Below are 26,154 nucleotides of genomic sequence, written 5' to 3'. Positions count from 1 at the left end.
GGAGAGCACACCATGAACCGAATCCGCGCCCTGGCCACGGCAGTTCTGCTGCCGCTGCTGTTCCCCGTCCACCTGCTGCGCCCCGTCCTCGAGTTCCGGCTGGTCAAGCTGCGGGCCGCCCGCGCCTCCGGCGACCGCGGCGCGATCAGCATCGAACTCGCGCTCGCCGTCATCGTGCTGGTCGCCATCGCCGGCGCGGTGGTCTACGCGATCACCCAGCTCGGCACCAACGTGAAGAACAAGATCCCGCAGAACGTGCCGGACGGGGGCCAGGCACCGTGACCTCCCGCCCGCCCCGACCCGTCGCCCGCACGGCCCTGACGGTCCGGCAGTTCCGCGGACGCACGCTCGACGCGGGAGCGATGGCGATCAGCCTCGCCATCGTCTTCCCCGCCGTGCTGTTCGTCATCCTCCTGGTCGTTCAGGCCGGACTCTGGTGGTACGCCGACCAGGCCGCGCTGACCGCCGCCCGGGAGGGCGTGGACGCCGGACGCGTCAACGGCGCGCGCGCGGACGACGGGCCGAGGCGGGCCCAGGACTTCACCGACCGGCTCGGCAACCTCGCCCGGCTGGAACACATCGACACCGACAGCGGCGACCCCGACCTGTACCGGCTGTCCGTCACCGTCCACCCCGCGTCCGTGCTGCCGTTCTTCGACCGGCTGACGCTCACCAAGACCGCCAGCGCGCCCCGGGAGAAGTTCGTTCCGCAGGGGCAGCCGTGAGAGACCTTCTTCGGATACGCCGCGACGACCGGGGGTCGTTCGCGATCGAGGCCGCCATCGTGGTGCCCGTGGTGCTCGCCTTCGCGCTGATGGCGGTCGCCGCCGGGCGCGTCCAGAGCACCGGCGCGATCGTCGACGCCGCCGCCCGCTCCGGCGCGCGCGCCGCCTCGCTGGCCCGCACCCCCGAGGGCGCCCGGCAGGCCGCCGCCGACGCGGTCCAACAAGCCCTCGCCGACCGCCGCGTACAGTGCGCGACCGAGCCCGTCGGGGAGCCCGAGTACGGCATCCTGAACACCGACGGAGAACCGCTCACCACCATCACCGTCCGGGTCTCCTGCACCGTCGCGTTCGGCGACCTGATGGAACTCGACGGCCTGCCCGGCCACAAGACGCTCACCGGTACATTCACCTCCGTGGTGGACCGCTACCGGGGAAACTGATCACACCTCAGGGGGAGGGACCGTGAACGAACGAGGCGTGAACTGCCGTGACCGGGGCAGCATTTCGGTCATGGTCGCCGTCACCGCCGTTAGCCTGGTGGCCGTGGTCGGCCTGGTTCTCGACTGCGGCGGACGGCTGCGTGCCGTTGAACGGACCGACGCGCTCGCCCAGGAAGCCGCCCGGGCCGGCGGCCAGCAGCTCGACATCGACGCGCTGCGGGCCGGCCGGGGCTACCGCTTCGACCGGCCCGCCGCCGAACGGGCCGCCACCGCGTACCTGCGCGGCCACGGCATCAAGGGCGCCATCGGCTTCCCGAACCCGAACGACCTGCAAACGTTCAGCGTCACCGTCGAAACGGACTACCCGACCGCGCTGCTCGGCCTGGTCGGCATCACCACACTCCCCGTGCAGGGTCACGGCAAGGCCACCCTGGTACACGGCATCACGGAAGGGACGACCGGCTGATGGCCGCGCGCGGAGCCGACGACCAGCACCGCAAGGGCCGCCCGGGGCGGCGACCGCACCCCGGCGGCACCACGCCCGTTCATCTCGGGCGCCCCGCCCGACGGCGCGGCGCCGGAGGCTCGCTGCTCGCCGCGCTCGGCTCGCTGCTGGCGCTGGCCGTGTTGCTGATCGGCGTGCCCGCCCTGCTCGGCTACGGCACCGCCACCGTCGCCGCCATGGGCAACCCGTTCGGCCGCGGCCTGGTGGAGGCGCTCACCAGCCCCGACGACGGCAGCCTGTTCCTGTGGCTGCTGGTCGGCGTCGGCTGGCTCGGCTGGCTGTGCTTCCTGATCTCCGTACTGATCGAGATCCCCGCCCAGCTGCGCGGCCGGGTCGCCCGCCGGCTCCCCGCCTTCGGCTGGAGCCAGCGGATCGCCGCCGGCCTGGTCGGCTCCGTGCTCGCCCTGCTCCCGGTGGCCGGCTCGGCCTTCGCCGCCACCCCCGAACTCGCCGAACGCCCCGCCGCCGTCGCCCAGTTGACGTCCTCCCCGGCGCTCGCCGCACTGCCCGCCGCCGCCCCCGCCGCGGCACCCGACGCCGACCCCCAGCAGCCCACCTACACGGTGCGCGACTCCCGGCCCGCCGACAGCCTGTGGACCATCGCCGAACGCCAACTCGGCTCCGGCGAACGCTGGACGGAGATCGCCAAACTCAACGCGGGCCGCGCGATGGACGACTCCGGCACCCGCTTCGACGCCGACCGCCCGATCCAGCCCGGCTGGCGGCTGCTGATGCCCGCCGACGCCAAGCCCGACGCCGCGAGTGGCGGGGGCGCCGGGACAGCGGGTGGCGGCGCGGCCGGTGGGGGTACCCAGAGTGCCGCCGTCACCCCGCCCGGGCTGACCGCGGCCGCCCACGGCACCGTCACCGTGCACTCCGGCGACTCGCTGTCCGGCATCGCCCAGCGGGAGTTGGGCGACGGCGACCGCTGGCCCGAACTGTTCGACGCCAACAAGGGCGTCACCGCGCCCGACGGCGAGAAGCTCACCAACCCGGACCTGCTCGCGCCCGGCATGGTGCTCACCATGCCCGGGGCGCCGGCTGCCGCTCAGCCGCCCGCGGCGGGGGCGCCCGCGCCGCAGGCCCCGGTGGTGCCGCGCAGCCACGCGCCCGAGCGGCCCGAGCACGACGACGTGCCCGCCGCCCAGCCGCCCGCCGCCCAGCCGCCTGCCGCCCAGCCACCTGCGCCCGCGTCGCCCGCTGCGCAGAGCCCGGCCGAGCAGAGCCCGACGGCGCAGAGTCCGGCCGCGCAGAGCCCCGCTGCGGAGAGCCCCGCGCCCGAGCAGACGCCCGCACCGTCCACCGGCGCCGAGACGCCCGCGCCGCAGGACAGCACGCCCGCCGCCAACCCGCCCGCCGTCCGCGACCAGCAGGCCCGCCACGGCGACGACTACACCGTGCCGCTGGCGGTCTCCACCGTCGGCGTGCTGATGGCCGCCGCGCTGGTCAGTCTGGTCGCCCGCCGCCGCACCGACCAGCAGCGGGCCCGCCGCCCCCGGCACCGGATCGCGCTGCCGTCCGCCCCGGCCGGCCGCTTCGAGGCCGAGCTGAAGGCCCGCCAGAACGACGGCGGACTGGAACTGCTCAACCGCGCGCTGCGCACCCTCGGCCGCAACACCGTTCGCGGCGACAAGCGGCTGCCCGCCCTGGTCGCCGCCCGGATCACCAACGCCGGCACCGTCGAACTGCACCTGGCCGCACCCGCCGTGCCGATTGCCCCGTTCCGGGCCGCGCACGCCCCCAACGTGTGGTGGTGCCCCGACGACTCCAACGAGCTGCTGTCCGCCGGGCAGGCCGCCAAGTACAGCGCTCCCTACCCCGCGCTGGTCACCCTCGGCAACAGCCCGGACGGCTCCACCGTCCTCGCCGACCTGGAGACCGTCCGCCTGGTCCACCTCTCCGGGCACCCCGACGACGCCGACGACGTGCTGCGCACCCTCGCCGTCGAACTCGCCCACAGCCCGCTCGCCGACCGTCTCCACCTGCACCTGGTCGGCATCGCCACCGACCTGCCCGCCGCCGGCCCCGCCACCGACCGGGTCCACCACCACGCCACCCTGGAGGCCGCGCTCGCCGCCCTCGGCCCGCGCACCGCCAAGGCCCGCGCCACCCTGGTCGCCGCCGAGGCCGGCAGCCCCCGCGAGGCCCGCAGCCGGGGCAGCGCCGACGAGGCCTGGGTGCCGGAGATCGTGCTCTCCGCGCAGCCGCCCGCCGGTGGCATCCCCGCCGAACTCGGCCGGCTGCTCGACGGCCGCCCCCGCACCTGCCTGGCCGTCCTCACCCGTGCCCCCGAGCGCGGCGCCGGCCCCGTCGCCCGCTGGACGCTCCCCGCCGTCGGCCAGTTCACCCTGCCCGGCCTGCACCTGAACGTCGAACTCCAGCGCCTGAGCCGCGAACAGTACGACCAGCTCGGCGAACTCGTCCGCGCCTCCGGAGACTTCACCCAGCACCCCGCCCCCGACTGGACCCTCGACGGCCCGCACAACGGCCCCGAGGACGAGGCCGAGATCCCGCTCCCCGCCGTCCCCGCACTGGCCACCGTCGGCGCCGCGATCGCCGCCCACCCCGGACCGCTCGGCTTCGAGTCGGACGGCGGCATGCCCGAGCGCGCCGACAGCTCTCTGGACGCCCGGCTGATCGCCCTGCTCGGCGGACCCGGCGGCGCGGAGCGGCACGCCGCCGAGGCATCGGCGCCGCTGTCGCTGGCCAAGCCCGGCGCCGACGGCGGCGCCGATGGCCCGCGCGTGCTGGCCCGGGTCGTGCCCACCGGCAGCAGCCCGTTCGCCGGGCTCGTCCCCACCGCGCCCACCAACCCCTACGCCGTCACCCCGGTCACCCCCGTCCCGCCCGCCGAGCCCCGGCACGCCGCCAACGGCCAGGCCCGCAAGGCCACCACGCCGCCGCACGGCACCGTCGTCGACCCGCGGCTCGCTGCCTACCCCGTTCCGGTGGACCCCGCGCCGCTCGACCACGACCCGGACGCCGCCGACACCGCCGAACTCCCGCCCGTGGAAACGGCGGTGGAGTCGGTGGCGGAGCCGTTGGTGGAGTCGGTGCCGGAACCCGTCGTGGCACCGGAGCCGGACCGCACGGAGTATTTCGAGCTGCCGCCGGCGGAGACCGCCCCGGAACCCACGGCCGGCACCCAGTACTTCGAGCTCCCGCCGGTCGAGACCGCCCCCGCCGTTCCGGCCCCGGCCGCCCAGCCGGTGGTGCCCGAGCCCGCGCCGATCCACGACCAGGCGGAGGCACCCGACCCGCACGCCGCGAGCGCCGCCGCCCGGCCGTCCGCCCGGCCCGGGAGCACCGCCGCCCGGACCGACAGTGACGACCTGCTGGCGATCCTGCGCTCCCCGGAGGCGCACCACCTGCGGTCCGCGCCGCGGATCCGGCTGCTCGGCCCGGTGGACGTCCTCGGGGTGGCGGGCAGCATCGACCCGGCCGCCCGCCCCCGGCTGACCGAGCTCGCCGCGTACCTGGCGCTGCGCCCCGGATCCGAGCACTCGGTGGTCGACCGGGACATCCACCCCGGCGCCGCCCACCTCGACCCGAAGGCCACCGCGGAGCGGCTCGCCGAACCGCTGCCGGTCAAACTCGCCGCGCTGGCCGCCTGGTTGGGCGCCTCCCCGGAGGGCCGCGACTACCTGGCCGCCGAGCCCGCCGAGACGTACACGCTGGCCCCGACGGTCGGCTGCGACTGGGACGAGTTCCGCAGCCTGTACCGGCGCGGCATGCGCTCCACCTCCACCACCGCCGACGCCGCACTCGCCCACGCCCTCGCCCTGGTCCGCGGCGCCCCGTTCGCCGAGTCCCCGGCCGGGACGTTCGGCTGGGCGGAGACCGAACGCCAGGACATGCTGGCCGCGATCGTCGACACCGCGCACGAACTCGCCGCCCGCCGCCTCCAGTACGGCGACCACCGCACCGCCGAGGCCGCGATCTTCCGCGCCCTCGCCGTCGCCCCTGACGTCGAACTCCTGCACCGCGACCTGTTCTACGCGTACGCCTCGGCCGGCGCCCGCGACCAGCTCGTCCGCGCCGTCAACCGCCTCGACGCACTGAGCCGCCGCACCGGCCGCGACCTCGACCCCGACACCGTCGCCCTGCTCCGCGACCTCCTCACCGGAGGCTGAGCGCTGAGGAGTTGAGGCCCCGGTCCTACTGGACGCTCCAGCGGAACTCGATCTCCGGGTACCGCGGGGACGGTCCGTCGAGGATCGGGGCGGGGCAGTCGCGCAGGAAGCGGTCGGCGAAGGCGCGGACGTACGCGCGGGTGAGTTCGGTGGCGCGGGCCGGGGCGAGGGTGCCGAAGAGGCCGGCGTAGACCTCGGCGGGAAGTCGGTCGGCGAGGTGGCCCGGCCCGGCGGCGTGCGGCAGGTCGGTGAAGGTGAGGTGGCCCGCGCCCCGGGTCCGGAGCTGACGCCCCCAGGCCCGGTGGTGCTCGCGCCAGCGCCGCCAGGTGTCATGGTCCTCGAGCGAGGTGAGCAGCAGGAACGGCCGGTCCAGCCCGAGTTCGGGAACGGGCGAACCGAACAGGCCGCCGTCGAGGTCGAGACCGATCCGCAGCCGGGAGTCCTGCCGCAGCGCCTCGGCCGCAGCGGCCCCGCCCATGGAGTGGCCGAGCACCCCGATTCGCCCGCCGTCGACCCGGAACGGCAGCCGGCCGCCGGTCAGTTCGTCGACCACGAAGCGCAGATCGCCGACCCGTGCGGCGATCTGCTGCCGGTCCGGGCCGTCGTTGCCCGGCGGATCGTCCGACAACGAGCTGTACACCACCCGGCCGTCCGGGAACTCCACGGCGGTGGCATCGTAGGTGTGGTCAATGGCCGCGACGAGGTAGCCGTGCGCGGCCAACTCCTCCGCCAACGCCGTGCAGTTGCTGCGCCCACCCTTCCGCCCGTGCCCGAACAGCAGCAGCGGCAGCGGGCCCGGGTGGACGGGGGCGCCGGCGTGGGCGGTGGGCCGGATCCGCGACAACGTGCCCGGGTCGATCAACAGAAAACCTTCGAGCGCGGCCGCGACCCGCGGGGTCGTGTACGACGCCCGGGCCAGGCCGGCGGTACCGCGCGCCGGGTACCAGAACTGCACCATCAACTCGCGTGCCCCGGAGGCGGGTTCGAACGGGTCGGGCCGGCCGTGGTCGACCAGGTGCAGACTGACGGTACCGACCGGCCGGCCGACAGTCGGCGAGGGCAGGTCGATGGGCTGCGGCGAATCCGCCAGGGCAGGCCCGGCCGGCAGCAGGGCGGCGGCCCCGCCCAGACCGGCGAGAGCGAACAGTGAGCGACGCTTGATCATGTGTCATCCTCGGCGACTCGGCTGTTGAGTCCGGCCAGCGTAGGCCGAGGGTGCCGCCAAGTTGTAGAGGGCGCAACGGAGTTGGCCTGTTGCGCCCGCGACCTCCTCACCGGAGGCTGAGCGGGGTTCGGCGCAAGGTCGCTTCGCGCGGGCCGTTGAAAGGCGCCAGGGACAGCACCGTCCTCGGCGCCCGCAGTCCGTCGTGCTGCGTGAAGAGCGCCCGCGCGGCGTCGAACGGCACGTCGTCGGCGGCCAGGAGTGCGGCCCGGTCGTAGAGTTCACGCATCGCGTCGGTGAGGTCCGCGTCGCTGTCCGCCCGCGTGCCCCAGACGTCCCACAGCAGCGTTTCGACCTTGTTCAGCGCCGCGAGATCCAGCCGGACGCACCCCGCGACGAACCACTCCCCGCACATCGGCCCCACCTGCGGCGGGTGCAGCCCGAACGCCTTCGGGTCGGCCTCGCCCGCGCGGACGGCCTGCCAGACCTTGCCCGCGACCTGAAAACGCTCGCGCGGAACGTCCATGGGGTCGAAGTCGAGGTTCCACGCGGCCGCGATCGCCGGGTCGGCCGCCTGGACGTCGGCGAGCAGCCAGCCCCGCTCGCTGTCCCAGTACTCGGTCACCATGTGATCGGCGTGGAAGCCGTCCGTGCCGAGGTAGTCGGCGAAGCCGTACCGCACGCGGGCCGGGATGCCCGCGTGGCGCAGGAACGAGCAGTGCAGCAACGCGAAGTCGCGGCAGACGCCGACGAATCGGTCGCCGGTGGCACGCGGCTGCGTCAGCGGGGCGTCGTTCCGTTCGAGGATCAGCCGGAGGATGTCGTCGAGGTAGCGGGTTTCGGCGTCGTTGTGGAGACGGTCCCGGGGGAGGGTGAAACGGAACTGCCCGCCCTCCAGGCGGTGGATCATCAAGTCGCGTGCGATGCGGGCGAGTTCGGCGGGATCGGTGGGAAGTGCGGCGTAGCGCGGGGCGAGGTCGCCGGGGTCGGAGAAGGCGCTCTGCTCGGTGTAGAAGGCGGTGGCGTCGGCGGCGAGACGGACGGATGGCATGGCTGGACTCCCGGAAGGCTTCGGTCGCATGTTCGATTGCCGGGCCGGCGCGCCTCACGGTGTCAAAATCTCCCGGAATTTGTCCAGACGCGAGATGCCCTTCCGGTTCCCAGCTTGCCCACGACCGCCCGCCCGGTCAGTGGGTCTCCAACGGGTCGGCCCGGGTGAGGAGTTCGGCGAGGGGGGTGCCGGTGCGGGCGGCGATGGTGCGGCGGGTGCGGAGTTGGGTGCGGGTGCGGGGGCGGGATTGGGGTTCCCGGCCGCTGTCGCAGCCCGTCGGCGCGTACGCGGTACGGGCGGGCGATGTTTCGCACCCTGCGGTGTGGAACGTCGCCCGCCCGTGGACTTCCGCTTCGCGTTCGGGAGTTACCGGCTCAACGTGCGGCCGGCCTGGCTCCGGCGCGGTGCCTCGGGGTCTGGCGGCGAACCGGTGGCCGGCGTTCGTGGGTCTGCTGGGGCGGGCCGGTCGGGTGTGGGGTCGGCCAGGCGGCGACCGGGTTGCCGATCCATCGGGTGCTTGCCGGGAGCGACTCGCCGCGCATGGCCAGGGAGGCCCCGCCGATCGAGGCGCCGGCACCGATCGTGGCGCCGGGCAGCACGATGGAGTTGGGTCCGAGGGTGGCACCTTCGTCCAGCTTCACGGTGCCGAGCCGCATCACCCGGTCGTGGAACAGGTGGGTCTGCAGCACGGTGCCCCGGTTGACGCTGGCGCCGGGGCCGACGGTGACCAGGTCGGCCTCCGGCAGCCAGTGCGTCTCGCACCAGGCGCCGCGGCCGATCTTGGCGCCGAGGCTGCGCAGCCACAGGTTGAGGTAGGGCGTGCCGAGCAGGGTCCGGCCGCCCCAGGGCATGGCCAGTTCCTCGACGAAGGTGTCGTAGAGCTCGTTGCGCCAGACGAAGCTGGACCAGAGCGGGTGTTCGCCGCTGCGGAAGCGGCCGACCAGCAGCCATTTGGCGAGTGTGGTGACCAGGCAGGCGGCCAGGGTCGCGCCGGCCAGCACGATTCCGCCGACGGCCAGCGCTGCGGCCAGGCCGTCCCGGTCGATGACTTCCTGGAGCGCGCCGAAGACCAGGTCGCCCAGGATCACCGTGAGCACCACCGGCAGCAGCCGGCACAGTTCCACGCCGGCCCGGGCCAGCACCAGCCGGCGCGGCGGGTCGTAGGTGCGTCCCTCGTCGGCCTGGTCGGCCACCCGGGGCAGTTCGATGCCGGGCCGGCCGAGCCAGGAGGAGCCGGGCGCGGCCTTGGCGGGCGCGTCGGAGAGCACCCCGACCAGGGCCCGGTCGGGCAGCTCGCGGTCGGCGCCGACGATGCCGGAGTTGCCGACGAAGGCCCGCCGGCCGACGTGGGACGGGCCGACCCGCAGCCAGCCGCCGCGCACCTCGAACGGGGCGATCAGGGTGTCGTCGGCGAGGAAGGCGCCGTCGTCCACGGACATCTGACCGGGCAGCGCCAGCACCGTGGAGGCCTCCACCCGGCTGCCGATCCTGGCCCCGAGCAGCCGCAGCCAGACCGGGGTGAAGAGGCTGGCGTAGAACGGGAAGAGGGTGCGGCGGGCGGTGTCCATCAGCCGGTTGACGGCCCAGACGCACCAGGCGACCTTGCCGTGCGCCGGGTGGTGGCCGGGCTTGATCGGCACGCTGAAGATCCGGATCAGCAGCACCAGCAGCAGCGCGTAGACCGCAAGGGTCATGACCGTCAACTCGAGGCTGAAGGACACGAGTTGGAGCATCGCGCTGCCGAGCGTGCGGTCGGTGTCGAGCATCGGGTAGAGCACCAGCAGCCCGGGTACGGCGGCGAGCAGCGGCAGCAGGGTGAAGCCGAACAGGCCGAGGCCGTAGGCGAGGTTCCAGAAGCCCCCGCGGCGGCGGGCCCGGCCCGCGGCGGGCCAGGGTTCGCCCGGTTCGCTGCTGGGGCGGGCGGGCGTCCCGTGGTAGCGCTGCCCGGCCGGGACGGCGTCGAGCACGCAGCTGCCGGGGGCGACCTCGGCGGCGGCGCCGATCCGGGCACCGGGCATCAGGGTGGTCCGGGCGCCGATCCGGGCGCCGGCGCCGATCTCGATCGAGCCGATGTGCAGCAGGTCGCCGTCCAGCCACCAGCCGGCCAGGTCCACGCCTGGTTCCACCGCGCAGTCGGCGCCGAAGCGGGCCAGGCCGGTGATCGGCGGCAGGGCGTGCAGGTGGGCGCCCCGGCCGACCTCGCAGCCGAGCAGCCGGGCGTAGTGCCGGGCCCACGGGGTGCCGATCAGGTCGCCGGCGCCGAACGCCACGGCGGCCCGCTCGGCGGCCCAGAGCCGCAGGTGGACCAGGCCGCCGCGGGGGTAGCTGCCGGGGCGCAGCCGGGCGGTGAGCAGCCGGGCGCCGAGGGCGGTCAGCAGTAGCCGGCCGATGGAGCTGGAGAACAGCAGCAGGCCGGTGATGATCAACCACCAGGGGGTGTGCGGGGCCCAGTCGAGCCGGCCGCCCATCAGGTTGTCGACCCCGGCGACGGCGAGTACCCAGCGCACGCTGGTGACGGTGTAGAGGACGGCGAGCACCAGCGTCTGGCCGATCGCGGCCCGGCGCGGGGTGCGGCGGACCTGGCGCTGCCGGCCGGGTCCGCTGTCCTGGCCGTCCAGTACGGCGGCGGGCACCGGTCCGCTGTCCTGGCCGTCCAGGAGGGCGGCGAGGTCGGCGAGCACCGGGTTGGCGTACAGGTCGGCGACCGAGAGGCCGGGGAACCTGGCGCGCAGCACCGAGATCAGCCGGGCCGCGACCAGGCTGGAGCCGCCGAGCGCGAAGAAGTCGCTGTCGGCCCGGACCGGCAGGCCGAGGGTGGCCTCCCACTGTTCGGCGAGCCAGCCGGCGGTGCCGGTGAGTGGGGCCCGGTGGCCGCCGTCGCCCTGGCCGAGGCCGGGCAGCGGCCAGGGCAGGGCGTTGCGGTCGACCTTGCCGGAGGTTTTGGTGGGCAGCTGGTCGACGGCGGCGAGCAGCGGGACGAGGGCGGCCGGCAGACGTTCCTGGAGGAGTTTGCGGGCCAGGGTGAGGTCGGGATCCACCCCGGGGTGCGGCACCAGGTAGCCGACCAGCAGTTGGGTGCCGGCCGGGTTGGTGCGCACGGCCGCGGCGGCGGCCCGGATTCCGGGCAGCGCCTGGAGTGCGGCGTCCACCTCGCCGAGTTCGATCCGCCGGCCGCCGAGCTTGACCTGCTCGTCGGCGCGGCCGACGAAGATCAGGCCGCGCGGGTCGGCGATCACCAGGTCGCCGCTGCGGTAGACCCGCCCGCCGGGCAGTGCGGGGTGGGCGGTGAACTTCTCCGCGTCCTTGGCCGGGTCCAGGTAGCGGGCGGTGCCGATGCCGCCGATCAGCAGTTCGCCGGTCTCGCCCCAGCCGACCGGGTGCCCGGCCTCGTTGACGACGGCGAGCTGCCAGCCGTCCAGGGGGGCGCCGATCCGCACCGGTTCGCCGGGCAGCATCCGGGCGGCGGTGGCGACCACGGTGGTCTCGGTGGGGCCGTAGGTGTTCCAGAACTCGCGGTGCGGGGCGGCGATCCGGTGCACCAGGTCGGGCGGGCAGGCCTCGCCGCCGACGATGATCAGCCGTACCCGGTCCAGGCACTCCTGGGGCCAGAGCGCGAGCAGGGTGGGTACGGTGGAGATCGCCGTGATGGCGCGCTCGACCAGCCAGGGGCCGAGGTCCGTGCCGGCCTTGACCAGTGAGCGCGGGGCCGGGACCAGGCAGGCGCCGTGACGCCAGGCCAGCCACATCTCCTCGCAGGAGGCGTCGAAGGCGACGGAGAGGCCGGCCAGCACCCGGTCGCCCGGACCGAGCGGGTGCTGCTGGAGGAAGATCCGCGCCTCGGCGTCCACGAAGGCGGCGGCGGAGCGGTGGGTGACCGCCACGCCCTTGGGGCGGCCGGTGGTGCCGGAGGTGAAGATGATCCAGGCGTCGTCGTCCGGCGACGGCCCGGCGGCCCGGCCGGCGGGCGGGACGGCCCCGTTCAGGGCGACCTGCCGGCCGGCGCCGATCACGGCGCAGACCCGGGCGTCCTGCCAGATCATCTCGGCCCGCTCGTCGGGGTCGTCGGCGTCCACCGGCACGTAGGCGGCGCCGGCGGCGAGCACCGCGAGGATCGAGACGTACAGGTCGGCGGAGCCGGAGGGGACTCGGACGCCGACCCGGTCGCCGGCGCCGATCCCCCGTTGGTTGAGCCAGTTCGCCAGGGTGCTCACCTCGTGGAGCAGCGCCTGGTAGTCGAGCACCGCGCCGCCGGCGTCCAGGGCCGGGGCCCGGGGAAACGCCTGTGCGGTGGCGATCAGGATGTCGAGCAGGGTGCGCGCCTGGGGCACCGGGGTCAGGGGCCAGACGGCGACCTCACGAGCGGACCGGTGCGGATGCGCGGTGGGCACCGGGTCGTGGCTCGCAGCCATGGGGTATCTCCTCGAGTCGCTGAACTGCCGAATACGAACTGACGGGGCCGAGTACCGCAGCGGAACAACGGCACGCGATCTTCCGGGACGGACAGCGCGCTCATTCACATTGCCTGAAGCCGGCGCTTTCCGCGCACACAAGCGTGGAATCAAAGCAATTTCTCATCCGAGCCGGAAGGTCCAGCGGTGGGGTGGCGGCCGTCACATGTGAATCAGGGCTTAATGGGTGATAAACCCTTAATAAAATATGGCCGGAAACCTTAAAGAAACCACAAGCGACCTGCGTCGCAAGATCCATTCGTGTAGTGAGCATCCTTCCCGAAGCCGAAAGAGCTCACGGTGGGAAGTGCGGGTGCCGGGTTGCTCCTCCCGTAGGGGGAGGGGCCAGAGTGGGCGGCATGACAGGCGACACGCGCTACTCGATCGGTGAACTGGCCCGGCGGGCCGGGCTGACGGTCAAGACCGTTCGGTTCTACGCGGATCGGGGCATCGTGCCGCCGACCGGCCGTACCCCCGCCGGGCACCGCTGGTACGGCGCCGAGGCCGTCGCGCGGCTGGAGTTGGTGCGGACGCTGCGCGAGCTGGGGCTCGGGCTTCCGACGATCCGGCAAGTGGTGGACCGGGAGCTGTCGCTGGGCGACGTCGCGGCGGCGCACGCCGAGGCGCTGGACGTGCAGATCCGGGCGCTGCGGTTGCGGCGGGCGGTGCTGACGGCGGTGGCCAGGCGCGGGGCATCCCCTGAGGAGATGGATCTCATGCACAGACTGGCCACGCTCTCCGAGGCCGAACGGCGAAGGCTGGTCGGGGAGTTCCTCGATGCCGTCTTCGGTAGCCTCGGCTCCGCCCCGGAGTTCGCCGGGATCATGCGCTCGCTGACTCCCGAACTGCCCGAGGAGCCGAACACCGAACAGGTCGAGGCGTGGGTGGAGTTGGCGGAGCTCACCCAGGGCCAGGAATTCCGCGCAGCCGTAGGGGAGTTGGCGCGGCACCACGCTGCGGATCGGGGCCCGGCCGTGCCGCGCAGGGACCCGGTCGCGCTGGTCCGTTACGGGGTCGGGTCGGCCCTGGGTCTCGACCCCGCCTCCGCGCAGGCCGATCCGGTGGTCGCGGCCGTCACCGCCCAGTACGCCGAGCTCCGGGGCCGCCCGGACGATGCCGAGCTGCGCCGGCAGCTGCTGGCCAGGCTGGAGGCCGCGAACGATCCGCGCCGTGAGCGCTACCTGCGGCTGCTCGCGGTGATCAACGGCTGGACGCCCCCGGAGAGTTCGGCCCCGGCCCTCGCCTGGTTCGCCCGCGCCCTGGCCGTCCGCATCCCGGCCTGACAGACTGCTTCGCATGCACCTCACCGACAACGGAACCGTCGCGGCCTCGCGGCTCGTTCTGATCAACGAGTTCGAGAACGACAACGCCTACGCCTTCGTCCTGCCCCGCCCGCTGTTCCTGGCCGCCGGGGACCGGGTCGAGCTCACCGGTCCACGGCCGGCCGTCATCCGCGCCGACGGCTCCCGGTACCCGCTGGAGGGGTACTGGGAGCCCAGGTGCCGGCCGCGCTTCAGGAGAGGTTGAGGGCCAGGTCGTCGAGGACGAACGAGGTCTGCTTCTGGTAGTCCTCGACACCGGTGAAGGTCAGCGTGACGCTCTGGCCCGCGTAGGCGGAGAGGTCGACGGTGTGCTGCGTGTAGCCGGTGTTGTGGTCGAGGTTGGAGTGGGTGGCGACGGTGGTGCCGTTGGCGGTGACGGTGAGCTTGTCGTAGGCGGTGGTGGTGCTGACCTCGGCGGTGTCGACGTGCAGCCAGTAGCTGAGCGTCGCGGTGCACCCGGCGGGGACGGTGACGGTCTGGGTGAGCGTCTCGGTGTGGGCGGTGCCGTAGCCGTCCAGCCAGACGTCCCAACTGCCGGTGTGGGCGGGCTCGGTGCTGGTGTTGTTGAGGGTGCCGGCGGTGCCCGTCCAGGGAGCCAGGGCCCCGGTCTCGAAGCCGGGGTTGCCGAGCAGTTGGGCGGCCGTGCAGCCGCCGGTGGGCGGCGGGGTGGTGCCGCCGGTGCTCGGGGCGCGGTTGAAGTCGGCGGTGAAGGTGGACTCGATGCCGGAGATCACCGCCGGGTCGGCGATGATCAGGCCGAGTTCGCGGTTGTGGTTGAGCGAGTTGTCGGAGAAGTTCTCCGACCCGGCGAACACCTTCGCGCTCGAGGTGCCGTAGTCCGCGACGATCGCCTTCGCGTGCACGTAGAAGCCGGTGCTGCTGGTGTACGTGGTGACCTTCCCACCCGCCGCGGTGACCTGGTTGAACTGCGCGGTGTACTTGGCGGAGGTGTCCTCGGCGACCACCCGCACCGTCACGCCGCGCTGTTCGGCGGCGACGATCGCGTTGACCAGCGCGGTGTCGCCGAACTCCTCCTGCTCGACGTCCAGGCTGTGCTGGGCGCCGTTGATCAGCGCGAGCAGCCGGTTCTGCGAGTCGGTGGGCGACCACACCAGGTCGGTGCCGTCGGACGGGGTGATGGCGGTGTGCGCGTAGTCCGCGTTGAAGACCTGCTCGATCGCGGCGACGTCGGCCGGGTCGGTGTCGAGCACGCCGTAGTCGCGGGAGGTGGCGTAGTAGGTGGTGTCGAAGTTGCCGGTGGAGATGTACGACTTGGCGCCGTCCACCGTGATGGTCTTCTGGTGGGTGTAGGTGAACGAGGAGGACGAATAGACGACGCTCACCCCGCCGGCGGTCAGCGCGTTGTACGCGGCGCTGTTGACCGTGCTGTGGTTGGGGTCCATCACCACCCGGACGGTCACGCCGGCCTTCTGGCGGTTCACCAGCGCCGTGGTGAGGTTGGTGTCGCGCAGCTCGTAGATGGTCACGTCGACCGACTTGGTGGCCGAGTTCACCAGGTTGTAGATCGCGTTCTCGCCCTGGTCGGGCAGGACCACCAGCGTGTAGGTGCCGGTGGCGGCGTGCCCGGCGGTGACGGGGGCCAGCGCGGTGGCGGCAACGGTGGCACCGGCGGCGAGGGTGCGCAGCAGGCGGCGGGTGAGACTCATGGCGGGGCTCCAGCAGTCCGGTGCACGTACGGAAGTGACGCGCGTAGCGCCGCCCAGTAAGACACGTCCTGACGGCCGATCAGAAGGGGCTGGACATGACAGACCGCTGAACAGGAATACTTTTACCGGGACCCTGCAAACCGTTGACCGGACGGGCCGTCACGCGTTCGGACGGGCCATCACGCGTTCGAACCCGCCGCCCGCCGCCCGCCGCCTGCCGCCTGCCGCCTAGCGCCCGCCGCCTGCCGCCTGCCGCTGCCGGGCCGACGTGGCCGCCGCCTGCTGCCTGTGGGTCACCGGCCGTCGGCCGCGGCCTCCAGCGCGGGGAGGTCGAGCTTGGTCATGGCGAGCATCGCGGTCATCGCCCGGTTCGCCCGCTCCGGATCGGGGTCCTCCAGCAGCTCGATCATCCGGCGCGGCACGATCTGCCAGGACAGGCCGAAGCGGTCCTTCAGCCACCCGCACTGGCCGGGCTGCCCGCCGTCCGCCGTCAGCAGCTCCCAGTAGCGGTCGACCTCGGCCTGGTCCTCGCAGTCCACCTGGAGCGAGATTGCCTCGTTGAAGGTGAACATCGGCCCGCCGTTCAGCGCCCGGTACTCCCGGCCGAACAGTTCGAACGACACCAGCATCACGCTGCCCGCCGGGCCCGGACCGGCCTCCGAGTACCGCTTCACGCCGGTCACCCGGGCATCCCGGAACACCGACACGTAGAACTCGGCCGCCTGCTCGGCCTGGTTGTCGAACCACAGGAACGTGCTGATCTTCTCCGCCATCGGGGGCGCACCTTTCGCCGCCGGCTCTTGTCGCCGGCTTTCGTCGCTGGTCAGGGCCTTGTTCACCCGACGCTAGCCCCGCAGGCGCGGCGAACCCGGGCGGCGCGCCACGGCGGCATCGCGGGGCGGAGGCGGCACGCCGCAGCGGCGACGCGGGGCGCGAAAGCGGGACGAGCGGGCGGGCGCCGTGCCAGAGTCGGGGCCATGACGCCCTCGGATCCCGTCGCCGCCCTGCCCACCGCCGCCGAACAGGCCGCCAACGACCCGGCCCAACGCGCCCTCGCCGCACCGCTGTTGGCCGAGTTCACCGCCCGCCTGCACGCCGCGACCCCCGTCACCGCGCTGTGGGTGCACGGCTCGCTGGCGCTCGGCGACTACCGGCACGGCCGCAGCGACCTCGACCTGATCGCCGTCCTGCCGACCGCGCCGGACGCCCGGCTGCGCACCGAACTGTCCGTGCTGCACGAGGAGTTGATCGCCGAGCGGCCGGGCGCGGAGAAGCTGCACTGCACCTACCTGCCGCAGGACGCGCTCGCCGACCCGGCCGCCGACCACTTCACCTTCGCCCAGGGCGAGCCGATGGACCGGCCGGTCACCGTCATCACCCGGCGTGAACTCCTGGACGGCGGGCTGCGGTTGGCCGGCGCCGCCCCGGACGTGCTGCTGCCGCCGGTCGGCGACCCGGAGCTGCACGCGCACCTCCGCGCCGACCTGCGCACCTACTGGTACCCGGTCACCGACCGCCCCGGGCCGTGGCAGCACGACATCTGGGTGGACTTCGGGCCGATCACCGCCGCCCGCGCCACCATCGCGCTGCGCGAGAGCCGCCTGGTGACCAAGCGCGAGGCGATCGCCCAACTCCCTGCCCTGGGCGCCCCGTCGGAGCTGGTCACGGACATCGTCGCCCGGCGCTACGGCACGCCGCTGCCGATCACCGCCGAAGAACGTGACCAACGCGCCGAGCAGGCCCGGCAGTTCACCCGGACGGCAATCGAACGGGCGCTGGAGTGACGGGAGTTCAGTCGAGGTCGGCGAGTGCGTGGAGCAGCGGGCGGTAGCCGTCGTCCGGGTCGGTGCGGTCGCGCAGGCAGCTCTGGACGGCGGCGGTCAGCTCCAGTCGCGGGCCGATCCGGCGGTCGATCCGGGCCACCGCCAACTGGCGCACAGTGACGGGGTCGACGTCCAGGTTCGCGCGCAGCGGGAGCCAGCGGGCGCCCCGGGCGCGGCAGCCGGTCTCGCCGAGGTACCAGAGGGCGCAGTCGAAGACCGGGTCGTCGAACAGGCGGTGCGAGTGGGGGAGCACGGTCAGTCCGTGCCGCAGCGACGCCTCCAGGACGTCCAGCTTGTCGGCCAGGCCGAGGGTGCGGATGCGCTGCCGCAGGACCTCCTCGAGCATCTCCAACGAGTGCTCGGAGAAGTCGAGTTCAGCCTCCCGGCCGGTGGCCCGCGCCCAGAGCGGGAACGCCTCCTCGCGCACCGCCAGCCAGTGGGCGAGGTCCTGGCCGGGCCGCCCGGGGTCGAGCACCCCGGGCGCGTCGGGCCGGGGCCGGCTGCCCGGATTCTGCGGGCGGTGGATGCGGGCCAGCTCCAGGGCCCGTTCGACCGCCGGTTCCCAGAACGCGTAGCCCTCCAGCGTCTCCGTCAGCGGGTAGGTCGAAGCCGGGTCGGCCACCGCGATCACCAGGTCGATCGGGGCGCAGAGCGGGAAGTCGTCCTCGCACAACTCCTCGGCCTCGGCCAGCTCTTCCGCCTCCTCCTCGTCCAGCGCCTCCCGCGGCAGTTGAACGAGCGGATGGATCTCCCTGCCCAGGAAGGGGCGCGGTTCGGGCGAACACTGCCACAGCGCACCGTAGTTGCGGACGTGCACCTCGCCGAGGTACCACGCCGCCGCGGTCAGGAAGGAACCGTTCCAGTCCGCGTCCGCCTGCTCCCGGTCCGGGTACCGCTCGCGGATCACCCGCTCCAAGCGGGCCAGCGAGTCCGTGCCGAAGCCCCAGCCCCCGCCGGTGAGTTCGGCCCAGGCGGGGAACGCCGCCCGTCCGGCGGCCAGCCAGTCGTTCAACCGGGGGTTGTCGCGCCACGCGGGGTCTTCGATGGTGGTCATGGGGGTCGAGAGTAGGCGAGCCGACTGACAGTCCGTCAGGAAGCGAACAGTGCGGTGAGTTTCGGCAGACGGGCCGCGGTCTGCTCGGCCGTCCAGAGTTCGCCCTCCGGTTCGGCGTTCAGCGGGCTCTCGTGGCCCTGGGCGAGCAGCGACTCCTCCAGGCCGTCCTCCTCGCCCGTCAGTTCCTCCCAGGCCTGCGCGGCGCAGTAGTCGAGCGCCTCCCAGTCGGGCACGAAGCGCTCGGCCCCGGCGGCCAGGGCGCGGAACTCGGGGAGATCGGCGAGGGCGTCCGGGTCGTGCACGGCGAGCCGGTGGGCGTCGCGGCCGAGGCCGATCAGCCAGGCGTGGAAGTACCAGAGGGTGTCGTCACTCAGGAAGCCAGGCCCGACCAGCTTCGCCAGCGCGACCGTGGCCATGGTGTCCAGCGGGGCCCGCACCTCGTCCAGGCGCAGCTGGAACTCCCGCACCTCGTCCGTCGGGAGCTGCGCCAGCCGCTCGGTCAGCTGTTCGGCGCGGTCGCACGGGGAGGTGGCCCGAGTCGACTCCACCAGCTCCCAGAAAGCGTTCACGTTCATGCCGGCATGCTCGCACGCCGCCAGGACACTCCCGCGGGCGGCCCTTGACCTCAAGAGCGCTTGAACTTGCAGGATGGGCCCCGGCGGCCGGGACGTCCGGCCGAACGAGGAGGGGAGAGGCGATGCGGGCGGTGTGGCTGCGGGAGTTCGGCGGGCCGGAGGTCCTGGTACCGGGCGAGGCGCCCGACCCGGTGGCGGGGGAGGGGCAGGTCCTGATCGACGTCGCGCACGCCAACCTGACCTTCGTCGAGACCCAGTTCCGCGCCACCGGGTTCGGGCCGTTCACCGGCGCACTGCCGATGATCCCCGGCAACGGCGTCGGCGGCACCGTCGCCGCCGTCGGCCCCGGCGTCGACACCGCGCTGCTCGGACGCCGCGTCATCTCCACCACCGGCGGCAGCGGCGGCTACGCGGAACGCGCCGCCGTCCCCGCCGCCGGCCTGCACCTCGTCCCCGACGCGCTCAACCTGGACGACGCCACCGCGCTCCTCGCCGACGGCCGCACCGCCCGCATGCTGCTGGACGCCGCCGCACCCGCCGCCGGCGCCCGCGTCCTGGTACTGGCCGCCGCCGGCGGCGTCGGTACCCTGCTCGTCCAACTCGCCACCAACGCCGGCCTGCACGTCGTCGCCGCGGCCGGCGGCCCCGCCAAACTCGCCCTGGCCTCCGAACTCGGCGCCGCCGAAACCCTCGACTACCTCCGCCCCGACTGGACCGCCGGCACCGCCCCCGTCGACCTCGTCCTCGACGGCGTCGGCGGCACCCTCGGCCGCACCGCCACCACCCTGCTCCGCCCCGGCGGCCACCTCCTCAGCTACGGTCTGTCCGGCGGCAGTTGGACCGACCTCCCGCCCGCCGAGACCGAGGCCCGCCGCCTCACCGTCCTCACCCTGCGCCCAACGCCGGACACCATCCGCGCCGCCACCACCGCCGTCCTCGCCGACGCCGCCGCGCACCGGCTGCGCCCGGTCATCGGCCGCCGCTTCCCGCTCGCCGCGGCGGCGGACGCCCACCGCGCGATCGAGTCGCGGGCCACGCTCGGCAAGACCCTGCTGGACGTGTAGGCGGGGCGCGCCCGTCCGCCCCGACTGGGATACTGGCCGCCTCATGAAGGGGTGGACGTGACCGAGCCGATTGCCGGGTGGATCCTGGCCCACAACCTGCGCGCCTTCCTGGAGTTGGTCTCCCACTATGCCGGGTACGCCTTCGACGCGACGGACTGGGAGACCGTCGAGCTCGGCGTCCGGGACACCGACGACGAGGACCCCGACGCCTGGTACTCGTATCCGCTCGTCGGCTCGGCCGCCACCCTGGACGCCGAACTCGCCCACTCCGTCGGCACCGAGGTGCTGATGGTGACCGTCTCCGGAGCCGGGGACCGCGAACTGCGGCTGCGGATCGACACCTTGCTGACCGCCTTCGCGAGCGTCTGATCCCGGTCGGTGCCGCGTGGGTATCGTGGCGGCGTGGAGCTACGGACCTTGCGCTACTTCGTGGCGGTCGCCGAGGAACTCCACTTCGGCCGGGCCGCCAACCGACTGCACATGAGCCAGCCGCCGCTGAGTCGGGCGATCAAGCAACTGGAGGCCGAGGCCGGGGCGTTGCTGTTCACCCGCTCGCCCGCGGGGGTCGCGCTCACTCCGGTGGGCTCGGTGCTGCTCGAGGAGGCGCGGGCCCTGCTCGACCACGCCGACCGGGTCCGGGGGCGGGTGAGCGCGGCGGCCGGCGGCGCGACGCTCACCATCGGGATCCTGGGCGACGGCGCCGACCCGGGGGTGGCCAGGCTGGCCGCCGCCTACCGCCGGCGTCACCCCGGCACCGAGATCCGGGTCCGCGACACCGATCTGGCCGACCCGACCTGCGGGTTGCGGGCCGGGCTGGTGGACGTCGCGCTGACCCGGACGCCGTTCGACGAGACCGCGCTGACGGTGCGTGCGCTGCGGGCCGACCCGGTCGGCGTGGTCCTGCGCGCCGACGATCCCCTGGCCCGCCGCGAGGGGCTGCGGCTGGCCGCGCTGGCCGACCGCCGCTGGTTCCAGTTCCCGCCGGGCACCGACCCCCGCTGGCAGTCGTACTGGAACGGCGGCGAGCCACGCGAGGGCCCGGTGGTGCGGGCCGTCCAGGAGTGCCAGCAGGCCGTGCTGTGGAACGGCACCGTCGGCCTGGCGCCGCTCGGACACGAGCTGCCCGCGGAGCTGGCCGTGGTGCCGCTGACGGACATGCCGCCGAGCCGGGTGGTGGCCGTGTGGAACGAGGGCGACACCAACCCGTTGATCCGTCCCTTCGTCGAGATCGCGACAGCCGCCTACCGTCGCTGAACTTCAGCCGGGAGGTGGGCAGTTGGGCCGAGCTTCATCGGGTGGCGTCCTCGCGGGCCGGGCGGAAATGCGGTCGTGGCGGGCCCGAGGGCTTCGCTAGCATCGCGACATGTCAGATCAGCCGATGTATGCCCCCAAGCCCCGGCCCGGTGACCGGGTCGCCGTGCTCTCGCCTTCGTTCGCCGGGCCGGGCATGTTCCCACTGCCCTACGAGCTCGGACTGCGCCGCCTGCGCGAGCAGTTCGGGCTGGAGCCGGTCGAATACCCGACCACCCGCAAGCTCGGCGCGAGCCCGCAGGAGCGGGCCGCCGATGTGCACGCGGCGTTCACCGATCCGAGTGTGACGGCGATCCTGGCCAGCATCGGCGGCGAGGACCAGATCAGCGTGATCCCGCACCTGGACGGGGAGTTGATCCGGGCGCACGCCAAGCCGTTCTTCGGGTTCAGCGACAACACCAACCTGCTGGACTTCCTGTGGCGGCACGGCGTGGTCTCCTATCACGGCGGCGCCGTGATGACCGAGTTCGGCCGGCCCGGCGCACTGGACCCGCTCACCGAGGCCTCACTGCGCGCCGCGCTGTTCGAGCGCGGCGAGTTCGAGCTGCGCGAGGCCGAGGACGTCAGCACCGAACTCGGCCGCTGGGAGGACCCGGCCACCTTCGAACGGATGCCCGCGAGCGAGCCCGCCACCGGCACCCACTGGACCCGCTCGGACCGAGTGGTCGAAGGCGTCAGCTGGGGCGGCAACCTGGAGATCCTGCACTGGATGGCCGCCGCCGACCGCCTGCTGCCCGTCGAGGCGTACGCGGGCTGCGTGCTGGTCCTGGAGACGTCCGAGGAGATGCCCTCCGGCACCGAGGTGTTCCGGATGCTCCGCAACCTCGGTGAACGCGGCCTGCTGCGCCAGTTCCCGGCGGTGCTGTTCGGCCGCGCCATGGCCTGGTCGTTCGAGCAGCCCAACAACGCCGAGCAGCGCGCCCAGTACCGCGCCGAGCAGCGCGAAGGCGCCCTGCGCGCCCTCGAGACGTACGCGCCGGACACCATGGCCGTGTTCGACGTGGATCTCGGCCACACCTCGCCGCAGCAGGTGATCCCGTACGGCGGCCTGATCCGGGTCGACGGACCGGCCCGCCGCATCACCGTCACCTACTGAAACCGCCCGCGGCCCGCGCCCGGCAAGATCGCCCGAGACCCTTGCCGACCAGCGCGGGTCGCGGCGGGTCCGACACCCTTGCCGACCAGCGCGGGCCGCGGCGGGTCCGACACCCTTGCCGACCAGCGCGGGTCGCGGCGGGTCCGGCCACCCGCCCTGGCCCGGCCACCCGCCGAGCACGTATCGTGTCCGGGATCGGAAATGTGGTGCCGGGCACCATGGCGAACGGGCACGACGTCGCGCAGGCGGCGGACGGGGGCGGTGACCTGACGGTGGCTGATGTGGCATCGACGACGGGAGACGGGCCGGCGGCAGCCGACCTGGAGGACACCTTCAAGCTGCCGACCCAGCCTGCGGGCCCGAAACAGGGCACCGAACCACCGCCCGCCAACGACCCGTTCGCCACCTCGGTCAACCTACGGGTCAACACGGCGCCCCCGGACCTCACCCCCGGCGGCAACCGGAACGGCGCGCCCACCGCGACCCCGGCCGGCGGCACGCCCGTGCCGCCGCCGCCCGCGATGCCGCCCGCGCCGGTCAGCACCGGCTGGACGAGCATGATCCCGGTGATCACCGCCGACATGCCGCCGCCCGCCGCGCCCGCCCCCGTCCAGGCGCCGGGTACCGCGTCAACTCCCGCACCCGTCACCGGCATCGGCCGCGGCCTGCGCGGCCGCATCCTGGTGATCGAGGGCGGCTACGGCGGCGGCCGCCGCTGGGGCCGCGGCGGCGCCGCGCACGCCTCCGTACTGTCCGCCGCACTGGCCGGCGTCGCCCCGCAGATCATGCTCTCCGCCGACCAGGTCGACGCCGTCCACCTGCCCGGCGCCAACGACCCGCAGACCGTCCTCGCCCACCTGCGCGCAGCCGCCCGCCACCCCGGGCCGCTGCTGATCCACCTCGGCGGCCACCTGGTCACCGACCGGCGCGGCGACCAGATGTACCTGTCGCTGCGCGAGAACAAGGCGTCCGAGAGCCTGCCGTGGAGTGCTCTCGCCACCGAACTGCGGCACCGCGTCAACGAGTTCGACACCCTGGTGATCGGCGACCTGAGCGCCGACCCGGTGCTGTGGCCGCAACTCGTCTCCGCCGCCGGCCAACAGCTCAGCGAGGGCGTGCCGTTGTGGGCCGTGGTCAACCACGACCCCGACCAGCTCGGCACCTTCACCCGCGCGCTGATCGAGACCCTGCACCGCGGCCGCCCCGGCGCCGAGCAGCTGCTCACCCCTGAGCTCGTGCGCCAGCAGGTCCACTCGGTGCTGCGCTCCGACACCGTGGTGATCACCGCGCACCCCGGCGACCGGCCGTGGTTCCGCAACACCTCCCGGCAGATCGGCCCCGCCGACCCCGCCACCACCCGGCCCACCGCGCCGCCGGCCCCGACCGCCCCGCCCGCCTCCTCCGCCGCGCGCCCTGCCGAACCGGCCCGGCCTCGGATGGCCCCCGGCTGGACGCCGCGTGTCCTGGTCTCGCTGCGCAAGGCCGGCGTCCCCGCGACGCCCGCCCGGCGTCGGATGATCGTCTCGCTGGTGCGCGGCGTGCCGATGGTTCCGGCGGACGCGCCGATGGTTTCGGCGGATACGCCGCTGGTTTCGGCGGACACGCCGCTGGTCGACCTCGGCAAGTCGGCCGGCCTGCCCGCCGCGCCCGAGCCCGTCGTCCGCCTCGGCAAGGACCTCCCCGCCGACACCGCCACCACGCCGCTGGTCAGGCTCGCCAAGTCCGAGCCCGCACCGGCCGATTCGTACGCCGTGCAGTTCGCCAAGGCCGCGCCTGCGCCTGTGCCCGCGCCCGAGCCCTCACCGGCGTCCGCGCCCGCGCCGGGGTCTGTGCCCGCGCCCGTGCTCATGCCAGTGCCGGATCTGGTGCCCGAACCGGCCGAGGACCGGCCGTGGTTCGACCCGCTGGCGTCGACCGTTCCGCTGCCCGGCGGGAGCGCGCTGGCCACCACCCTGCCGCTGCCCGACCTCGAGGCGACGGCCCCGATGGTGCCGCTGGAGAAGGCCCAACCGCCCGTCCAGCACGACCCGTTGGCGGCCACCGTGCCCCTGGAGAAGCGTCAACCGCCGCTCCAGCACGACCCGTTGGCGGCGACGGTGCCACTGGAGAAGACGGCTCCCGCCCCCGCCCCTGCCTCCGCGGTCGTGCCGGTTGCCGCAACTGCGCCCGCTGCCCGGGCCGTTGCGGTCGAGCAGGCCCCGCCGACCGACTACATGGAGGCGATCGGCCAGATCGTCCGGGCCGCCGAGGCCGGCGACCACGCCACCGCGGCGGCGCTCGCGCTCGCCCTGGAGAACAAGGCGGTCGCCGTGCACGGCAGCCTCGCCCCGGCGGTGCTCCAGGTCCGGCAGGTCCGCGCGCATGTCTCCCGGGTGGCCGGACTGCCCGTGCTGGCAGCCGAGTTGTACCGCCAGGTCGCCACCGCGATGCTCCAGACCGAGGGCCCCGAGCACCCCGAGACCCAGCGCGCCGCCACCAACGCCGAGGCGTGCTGGCGCGCCGTCAAGGACCCGGCCGAGGCGATCCGCATCGCCCCCGAGATCATCGAACTCCGCGCCCACCTGCCCGGCCCCGACGGCCGCAAGCTGCGCGCCGCCGAACGCTACCTGCAGAAGCTCGCCGATGCGAAGGCCGGTGCTGCGGCTGGCAGCTGACGGCCCATCAGCCGTCGATGGACCACGGCACGTCCGGCGGCAGAGTGCCGGTGTCCAGCAGGTGCCGGACGAGGTGCAGCGCCCGGCCGAGCGGGACGGTGTCCTCGTCCGGGTACTCGTCCTGCTGGCCGTTGGCGAGCAGGTAGCCGTCGCTCCAGCCGTCCGCGCCCGGATCGACGGCGTGCTCGCCCGGGTCGCCCGGCGCGGCCAGCAGCATGACCATCGCCCGCACGCCGTTGGAGACCACCGCCAACTGCCGCCCGCGCGAACTGCGCAGCCAGTTCTCCGCCCGGCCCCCGGCGATCCGCCGCCGCAGCTCCGCGACGGCGTCCTGCCCGCAGCCCACGGCGGGCCAGTGGTCGGTGAACTCCCAGTGCTCGGTGGCCGGTTCGGTCATCGGGCGGTCTCCCTGCGGATGCGGCTGTGCTGATCGGCCCGCCCACGCTACCCGCGCCCGCCGGCGTCACTCCTCGCGCACGGGCAGCAGGCCGCGCTCGGCGAAGACCCGCTTCGCGGCGAGGGTGGCGTTGATCGCCCGGGGGAACCCGCAGTACGCGGCGGCGTGCAGCAGGGCCTCGACGATCTGCTGGGGCGTCAGGCCGACGTTCAGCGCGGCGCTCACGTGGACCTCGAGCTCGGGCTCGCAGCCGCCGAGCGCGGTGAGCATGCCGAGGGTGACGAGTTGCCGGTCGCGCGGTGCCAGGGCCGGACGGGAGTAGATCTCGGCGAACCCCCAGGCGGCGATCTGGTGCACCAGTTCGGGGGAGACGTCCGCCAGCGCCGCCACCACCCGCTCGCCCGCCTCGCCGTCGATGCGCGCGAGGACCTCCATGCCCCGCTCGAAGCGTTCGCGACGGTCATCCGTGGTCATGTTCCGCTCCCCGGGGGTTGTCCGACGGCCAGGAGGCCACGGTAGCCAGCGCAGCGCAACCGGCGGGGCCCGGAAGCCGCCCGGCACCGCCGCCGCACACCCGACCGGCCCAACGGGAAGCGGCTACCGCGAAGTTGCCCCGCGGGAGAAATGGTGCGACGTCCGGCGTGAGGAAGCGCTACACTCGCCGCGACACCGTAGGTACGCGATTTCGCGTGGGACGAAGGACAGAAACGTGGCGGGTGACGACGAC

22 protein-coding genes are annotated in these 26,154 nt (G+C 74.0%); 13 read left to right on the top strand and 9 right to left on the bottom strand.

Features of this window, described 5'->3' with window-relative positions; all coding sequences use genetic code 11:
* Nucleotides 1–12 precede the first annotated feature (12 nt).
* The 5 genes from ACFYS8_RS01955 (at nt 13) to ACFYS8_RS01935 (ending at nt 5,803) form a co-directional block, all read left to right on the top strand.
* The gene (locus ACFYS8_RS01955) at nt 13–282 is read left to right on the top strand and encodes a hypothetical protein (protein ID WP_073808831.1); all 270 of its coding nucleotides are present in this window, start codon (nt 13–15) and stop codon (nt 280–282) included.
* Complete coding sequence (locus ACFYS8_RS01950; RefSeq protein WP_387634365.1) at nt 279–725, top strand: TadE family protein; 447 nt, start codon at nt 279–281, stop codon at nt 723–725. The genes ACFYS8_RS01955 and ACFYS8_RS01950 overlap by 4 nt, the downstream gene beginning before the upstream one ends.
* Nucleotides 722–1,165: a TadE/TadG family type IV pilus assembly protein gene (locus ACFYS8_RS01945; protein ID WP_387634362.1), complete on the top strand. Its 444-nt coding sequence runs from the start codon at nt 722–724 to the stop codon at nt 1,163–1,165. Before ACFYS8_RS01950 ends, ACFYS8_RS01945 begins: the two co-directional genes overlap by 4 nt.
* A 70-nt stretch (nt 1,166–1,235) precedes the next feature.
* Nucleotides 1,236–1,631: a hypothetical protein gene (locus ACFYS8_RS01940; RefSeq protein WP_387634360.1), complete on the top strand. Its 396-nt coding sequence runs from the start codon at nt 1,236–1,238 to the stop codon at nt 1,629–1,631.
* On the top strand, nt 1,631–5,803 hold the full coding sequence (locus tag ACFYS8_RS01935; RefSeq protein ID WP_387634358.1) for a BTAD domain-containing putative transcriptional regulator: 4,173 nt from the start codon (nt 1,631–1,633) through the stop codon (nt 5,801–5,803). The genes ACFYS8_RS01940 and ACFYS8_RS01935 overlap by 1 nt, the downstream gene beginning before the upstream one ends.
* A 25-nt stretch (nt 5,804–5,828) precedes the next feature.
* On the opposite strand, the gene ACFYS8_RS01930 is transcribed toward ACFYS8_RS01935, so the two are convergent.
* The 3 genes from ACFYS8_RS01930 to ACFYS8_RS01920 all read right to left on the bottom strand — a co-directional run bounded on the left by ACFYS8_RS01930 (nt 5,829) and on the right by ACFYS8_RS01920 (nt 12,425).
* Nucleotides 5,829–6,968: an alpha/beta hydrolase family protein gene (locus ACFYS8_RS01930; RefSeq protein ID WP_387634355.1), complete on the bottom strand. Its 1,140-nt coding sequence runs from the start codon at nt 6,966–6,968 to the stop codon at nt 5,829–5,831.
* 106 nt (nt 6,969–7,074) lie between these two features.
* Nucleotides 7,075–8,016 carry a transglutaminase-like domain-containing protein gene (locus ACFYS8_RS01925; protein WP_387634352.1) on the bottom strand — a complete coding sequence of 314 codons (942 nt, stop codon included), beginning with the start codon at nt 8,014–8,016 and terminating at the stop codon, nt 7,075–7,077.
* A gap of 374 nt (nt 8,017–8,390) precedes the next feature.
* Nucleotides 8,391–12,425 (bottom strand): Pls/PosA family non-ribosomal peptide synthetase, encoded by a 4,035-nt coding sequence (locus ACFYS8_RS01920; protein ID WP_387634348.1) that lies wholly within the window; start codon nt 12,423–12,425, stop codon nt 8,391–8,393.
* 398 nt (nt 12,426–12,823) lie between these two features.
* On the opposite strand from ACFYS8_RS01920, the gene ACFYS8_RS01915 reads away from it, so the two are divergent.
* Nucleotides 12,824–13,747 carry a MerR family transcriptional regulator gene (locus tag ACFYS8_RS01915; RefSeq protein WP_387634345.1) on the top strand — a complete coding sequence of 308 codons (924 nt, stop codon included), beginning with the start codon at nt 12,824–12,826 and terminating at the stop codon, nt 13,745–13,747.
* Nucleotides 13,748–13,760: 13 nt separating this feature from the next.
* Complete coding sequence (locus ACFYS8_RS01910; RefSeq protein ID WP_387634342.1) at nt 13,761–13,991, top strand: hypothetical protein; 231 nt, start codon at nt 13,761–13,763, stop codon at nt 13,989–13,991.
* Here the strand turns inward: ACFYS8_RS01910 and ACFYS8_RS01905 are convergent.
* Both ACFYS8_RS01905 and ACFYS8_RS01900 read right to left on the bottom strand, forming a co-directional pair.
* Complete coding sequence (locus ACFYS8_RS01905) at nt 13,978–15,453, bottom strand: phospholipase D-like domain-containing protein (protein WP_387634339.1); 1,476 nt, start codon at nt 15,451–15,453, stop codon at nt 13,978–13,980. The two genes, ACFYS8_RS01910 and ACFYS8_RS01905, sit on opposite strands and share 14 nt — an antisense overlap.
* A gap of 293 nt (nt 15,454–15,746) precedes the next feature.
* A complete protein-coding gene (locus ACFYS8_RS01900; protein ID WP_387634336.1) occupies nt 15,747–16,226 on the bottom strand; it encodes a VOC family protein in 480 nt (159 codons plus the stop codon).
* A 204-nt stretch (nt 16,227–16,430) separates the two neighbouring features.
* On the opposite strand from ACFYS8_RS01900, the gene ACFYS8_RS01895 reads away from it, so the two are divergent.
* A complete protein-coding gene (locus ACFYS8_RS01895) occupies nt 16,431–17,237 on the top strand; it encodes a nucleotidyltransferase domain-containing protein (RefSeq protein WP_387634333.1) in 807 nt (268 codons plus the stop codon).
* A gap of 7 nt (nt 17,238–17,244) precedes the next feature.
* On the opposite strand, the gene ACFYS8_RS01890 is transcribed toward ACFYS8_RS01895, so the two are convergent.
* Both ACFYS8_RS01890 and ACFYS8_RS01885 read right to left on the bottom strand, forming a co-directional pair.
* Nucleotides 17,245–18,330, bottom strand: a complete 1,086-nt coding sequence (locus ACFYS8_RS01890; RefSeq protein WP_387634330.1) for a hypothetical protein — start codon at nt 18,328–18,330, stop codon at nt 17,245–17,247.
* Between the two features lie 35 nt (nt 18,331–18,365).
* A complete protein-coding gene (locus ACFYS8_RS01885; protein ID WP_387634327.1) occupies nt 18,366–18,905 on the bottom strand; it encodes a DUF4240 domain-containing protein in 540 nt (179 codons plus the stop codon).
* A gap of 122 nt (nt 18,906–19,027) precedes the next feature.
* Between ACFYS8_RS01885 and ACFYS8_RS01880 the strand changes: the two genes are divergently transcribed.
* From ACFYS8_RS01880 to ACFYS8_RS01860, 5 genes are all read left to right on the top strand, one after another.
* Nucleotides 19,028–19,969 carry a zinc-binding dehydrogenase gene (locus tag ACFYS8_RS01880; RefSeq protein ID WP_387634324.1) on the top strand — a complete coding sequence of 314 codons (942 nt, stop codon included), beginning with the start codon at nt 19,028–19,030 and terminating at the stop codon, nt 19,967–19,969.
* Nucleotides 19,970–20,026: 57 nt separating this feature from the next.
* On the top strand, nt 20,027–20,338 hold the full coding sequence (locus ACFYS8_RS01875; RefSeq protein WP_387634321.1) for a hypothetical protein: 312 nt from the start codon (nt 20,027–20,029) through the stop codon (nt 20,336–20,338).
* A 33-nt stretch (nt 20,339–20,371) separates the two neighbouring features.
* Nucleotides 20,372–21,223 carry a LysR family transcriptional regulator gene (locus tag ACFYS8_RS01870; protein WP_387634319.1) on the top strand — a complete coding sequence of 284 codons (852 nt, stop codon included), beginning with the start codon at nt 20,372–20,374 and terminating at the stop codon, nt 21,221–21,223.
* 109 nt (nt 21,224–21,332) lie between these two features.
* Nucleotides 21,333–22,376 carry a S66 peptidase family protein gene (locus ACFYS8_RS01865; protein ID WP_387634317.1) on the top strand — a complete coding sequence of 348 codons (1,044 nt, stop codon included), beginning with the start codon at nt 21,333–21,335 and terminating at the stop codon, nt 22,374–22,376.
* Between the two features lie 218 nt (nt 22,377–22,594).
* On the top strand, nt 22,595–25,030 hold the full coding sequence (locus ACFYS8_RS01860) for a hypothetical protein (RefSeq protein WP_387634316.1): 2,436 nt from the start codon (nt 22,595–22,597) through the stop codon (nt 25,028–25,030).
* A 7-nt stretch (nt 25,031–25,037) separates the two neighbouring features.
* Here the strand turns inward: ACFYS8_RS01860 and ACFYS8_RS01855 are convergent, their stop codons facing one another.
* The gene (locus ACFYS8_RS01855; RefSeq protein WP_387634313.1) at nt 25,038–25,427 is read right to left on the bottom strand and encodes an Imm1 family immunity protein; all 390 of its coding nucleotides are present in this window, start codon (nt 25,425–25,427) and stop codon (nt 25,038–25,040) included.
* Between the two features lie 66 nt (nt 25,428–25,493).
* Nucleotides 25,494–25,901, bottom strand: coding sequence for a carboxymuconolactone decarboxylase family protein (locus ACFYS8_RS01850; RefSeq protein ID WP_387634311.1), 408 nt, complete (start codon nt 25,899–25,901; stop codon nt 25,494–25,496).
* Between the last annotated feature and the right edge of the window lie 253 nt (nt 25,902–26,154).

The sequence above is a fragment of the Kitasatospora sp. NPDC004615 genome (genome assembly GCF_042873545.1).
Classification (GTDB): domain Bacteria; phylum Actinomycetota; class Actinomycetes; order Streptomycetales; family Streptomycetaceae; genus Kitasatospora.
The sequence above is the reverse complement of the archived record's forward strand: the minus strand, read 5'-3'. Positions and strand labels throughout refer to the sequence as shown.

What these genes read in the sequence shown, in the direction of transcription:
- ACFYS8_RS01880 (WP_387634324.1), top strand. Translation starts at nt 19,028, where the DNA reads ATGCGGGCGGTGTGGCTGCGGGAGTTCGGCGGGCCGGAGGTCCTGGTA.
- ACFYS8_RS01895 (WP_387634333.1), top strand. Translation starts at nt 16,431, where the DNA reads ATGACGCCCTCGGATCCCGTCGCCGCCCTGCCCACCGCCGCCGAACAG.
- ACFYS8_RS01925 (WP_387634352.1), bottom strand. Translation starts at nt 8,016, where the DNA reads ATGCCATCCGTCCGTCTCGCCGCCGACGCCACCGCCTTCTACACCGAG.
- ACFYS8_RS01855 (WP_387634313.1), bottom strand. Translation starts at nt 25,427, where the DNA reads ATGACCGAACCGGCCACCGAGCACTGGGAGTTCACCGACCACTGGCCC.
- ACFYS8_RS01955 (WP_073808831.1), top strand. Translation starts at nt 13, where the DNA reads ATGAACCGAATCCGCGCCCTGGCCACGGCAGTTCTGCTGCCGCTGCTG.
- ACFYS8_RS01935 (WP_387634358.1), top strand. Translation starts at nt 1,631, where the DNA reads ATGGCCGCGCGCGGAGCCGACGACCAGCACCGCAAGGGCCGCCCGGGG.
- ACFYS8_RS01900 (WP_387634336.1), bottom strand. Translation starts at nt 16,226, where the DNA reads ATGGCGGAGAAGATCAGCACGTTCCTGTGGTTCGACAACCAGGCCGAG.
- ACFYS8_RS01930 (WP_387634355.1), bottom strand. Translation starts at nt 6,968, where the DNA reads ATGATCAAGCGTCGCTCACTGTTCGCTCTCGCCGGTCTGGGCGGGGCC.
- ACFYS8_RS01920 (WP_387634348.1), bottom strand. Translation starts at nt 12,425, where the DNA reads ATGGCTGCGAGCCACGACCCGGTGCCCACCGCGCATCCGCACCGGTCC.
- ACFYS8_RS01885 (WP_387634327.1), bottom strand. Translation starts at nt 18,905, where the DNA reads ATGAACGTGAACGCTTTCTGGGAGCTGGTGGAGTCGACTCGGGCCACC.
- ACFYS8_RS01910 (WP_387634342.1), top strand. Translation starts at nt 13,761, where the DNA reads ATGCACCTCACCGACAACGGAACCGTCGCGGCCTCGCGGCTCGTTCTG.
- ACFYS8_RS01905 (WP_387634339.1), bottom strand. Translation starts at nt 15,453, where the DNA reads ATGAGTCTCACCCGCCGCCTGCTGCGCACCCTCGCCGCCGGTGCCACC.
- ACFYS8_RS01850 (WP_387634311.1), bottom strand. Translation starts at nt 25,901, where the DNA reads ATGACCACGGATGACCGTCGCGAACGCTTCGAGCGGGGCATGGAGGTC.
- ACFYS8_RS01915 (WP_387634345.1), top strand. Translation starts at nt 12,824, where the DNA reads ATGACAGGCGACACGCGCTACTCGATCGGTGAACTGGCCCGGCGGGCC.
- ACFYS8_RS01890 (WP_387634330.1), bottom strand. Translation starts at nt 18,330, where the DNA reads ATGACCACCATCGAAGACCCCGCGTGGCGCGACAACCCCCGGTTGAAC.
- ACFYS8_RS01860 (WP_387634316.1), top strand. Translation starts at nt 22,595, where the DNA reads ATGGCGAACGGGCACGACGTCGCGCAGGCGGCGGACGGGGGCGGTGAC.
- ACFYS8_RS01865 (WP_387634317.1), top strand. Translation starts at nt 21,333, where the DNA reads ATGTCAGATCAGCCGATGTATGCCCCCAAGCCCCGGCCCGGTGACCGG.
- ACFYS8_RS01940 (WP_387634360.1), top strand. Translation starts at nt 1,236, where the DNA reads ATGGTCGCCGTCACCGCCGTTAGCCTGGTGGCCGTGGTCGGCCTGGTT.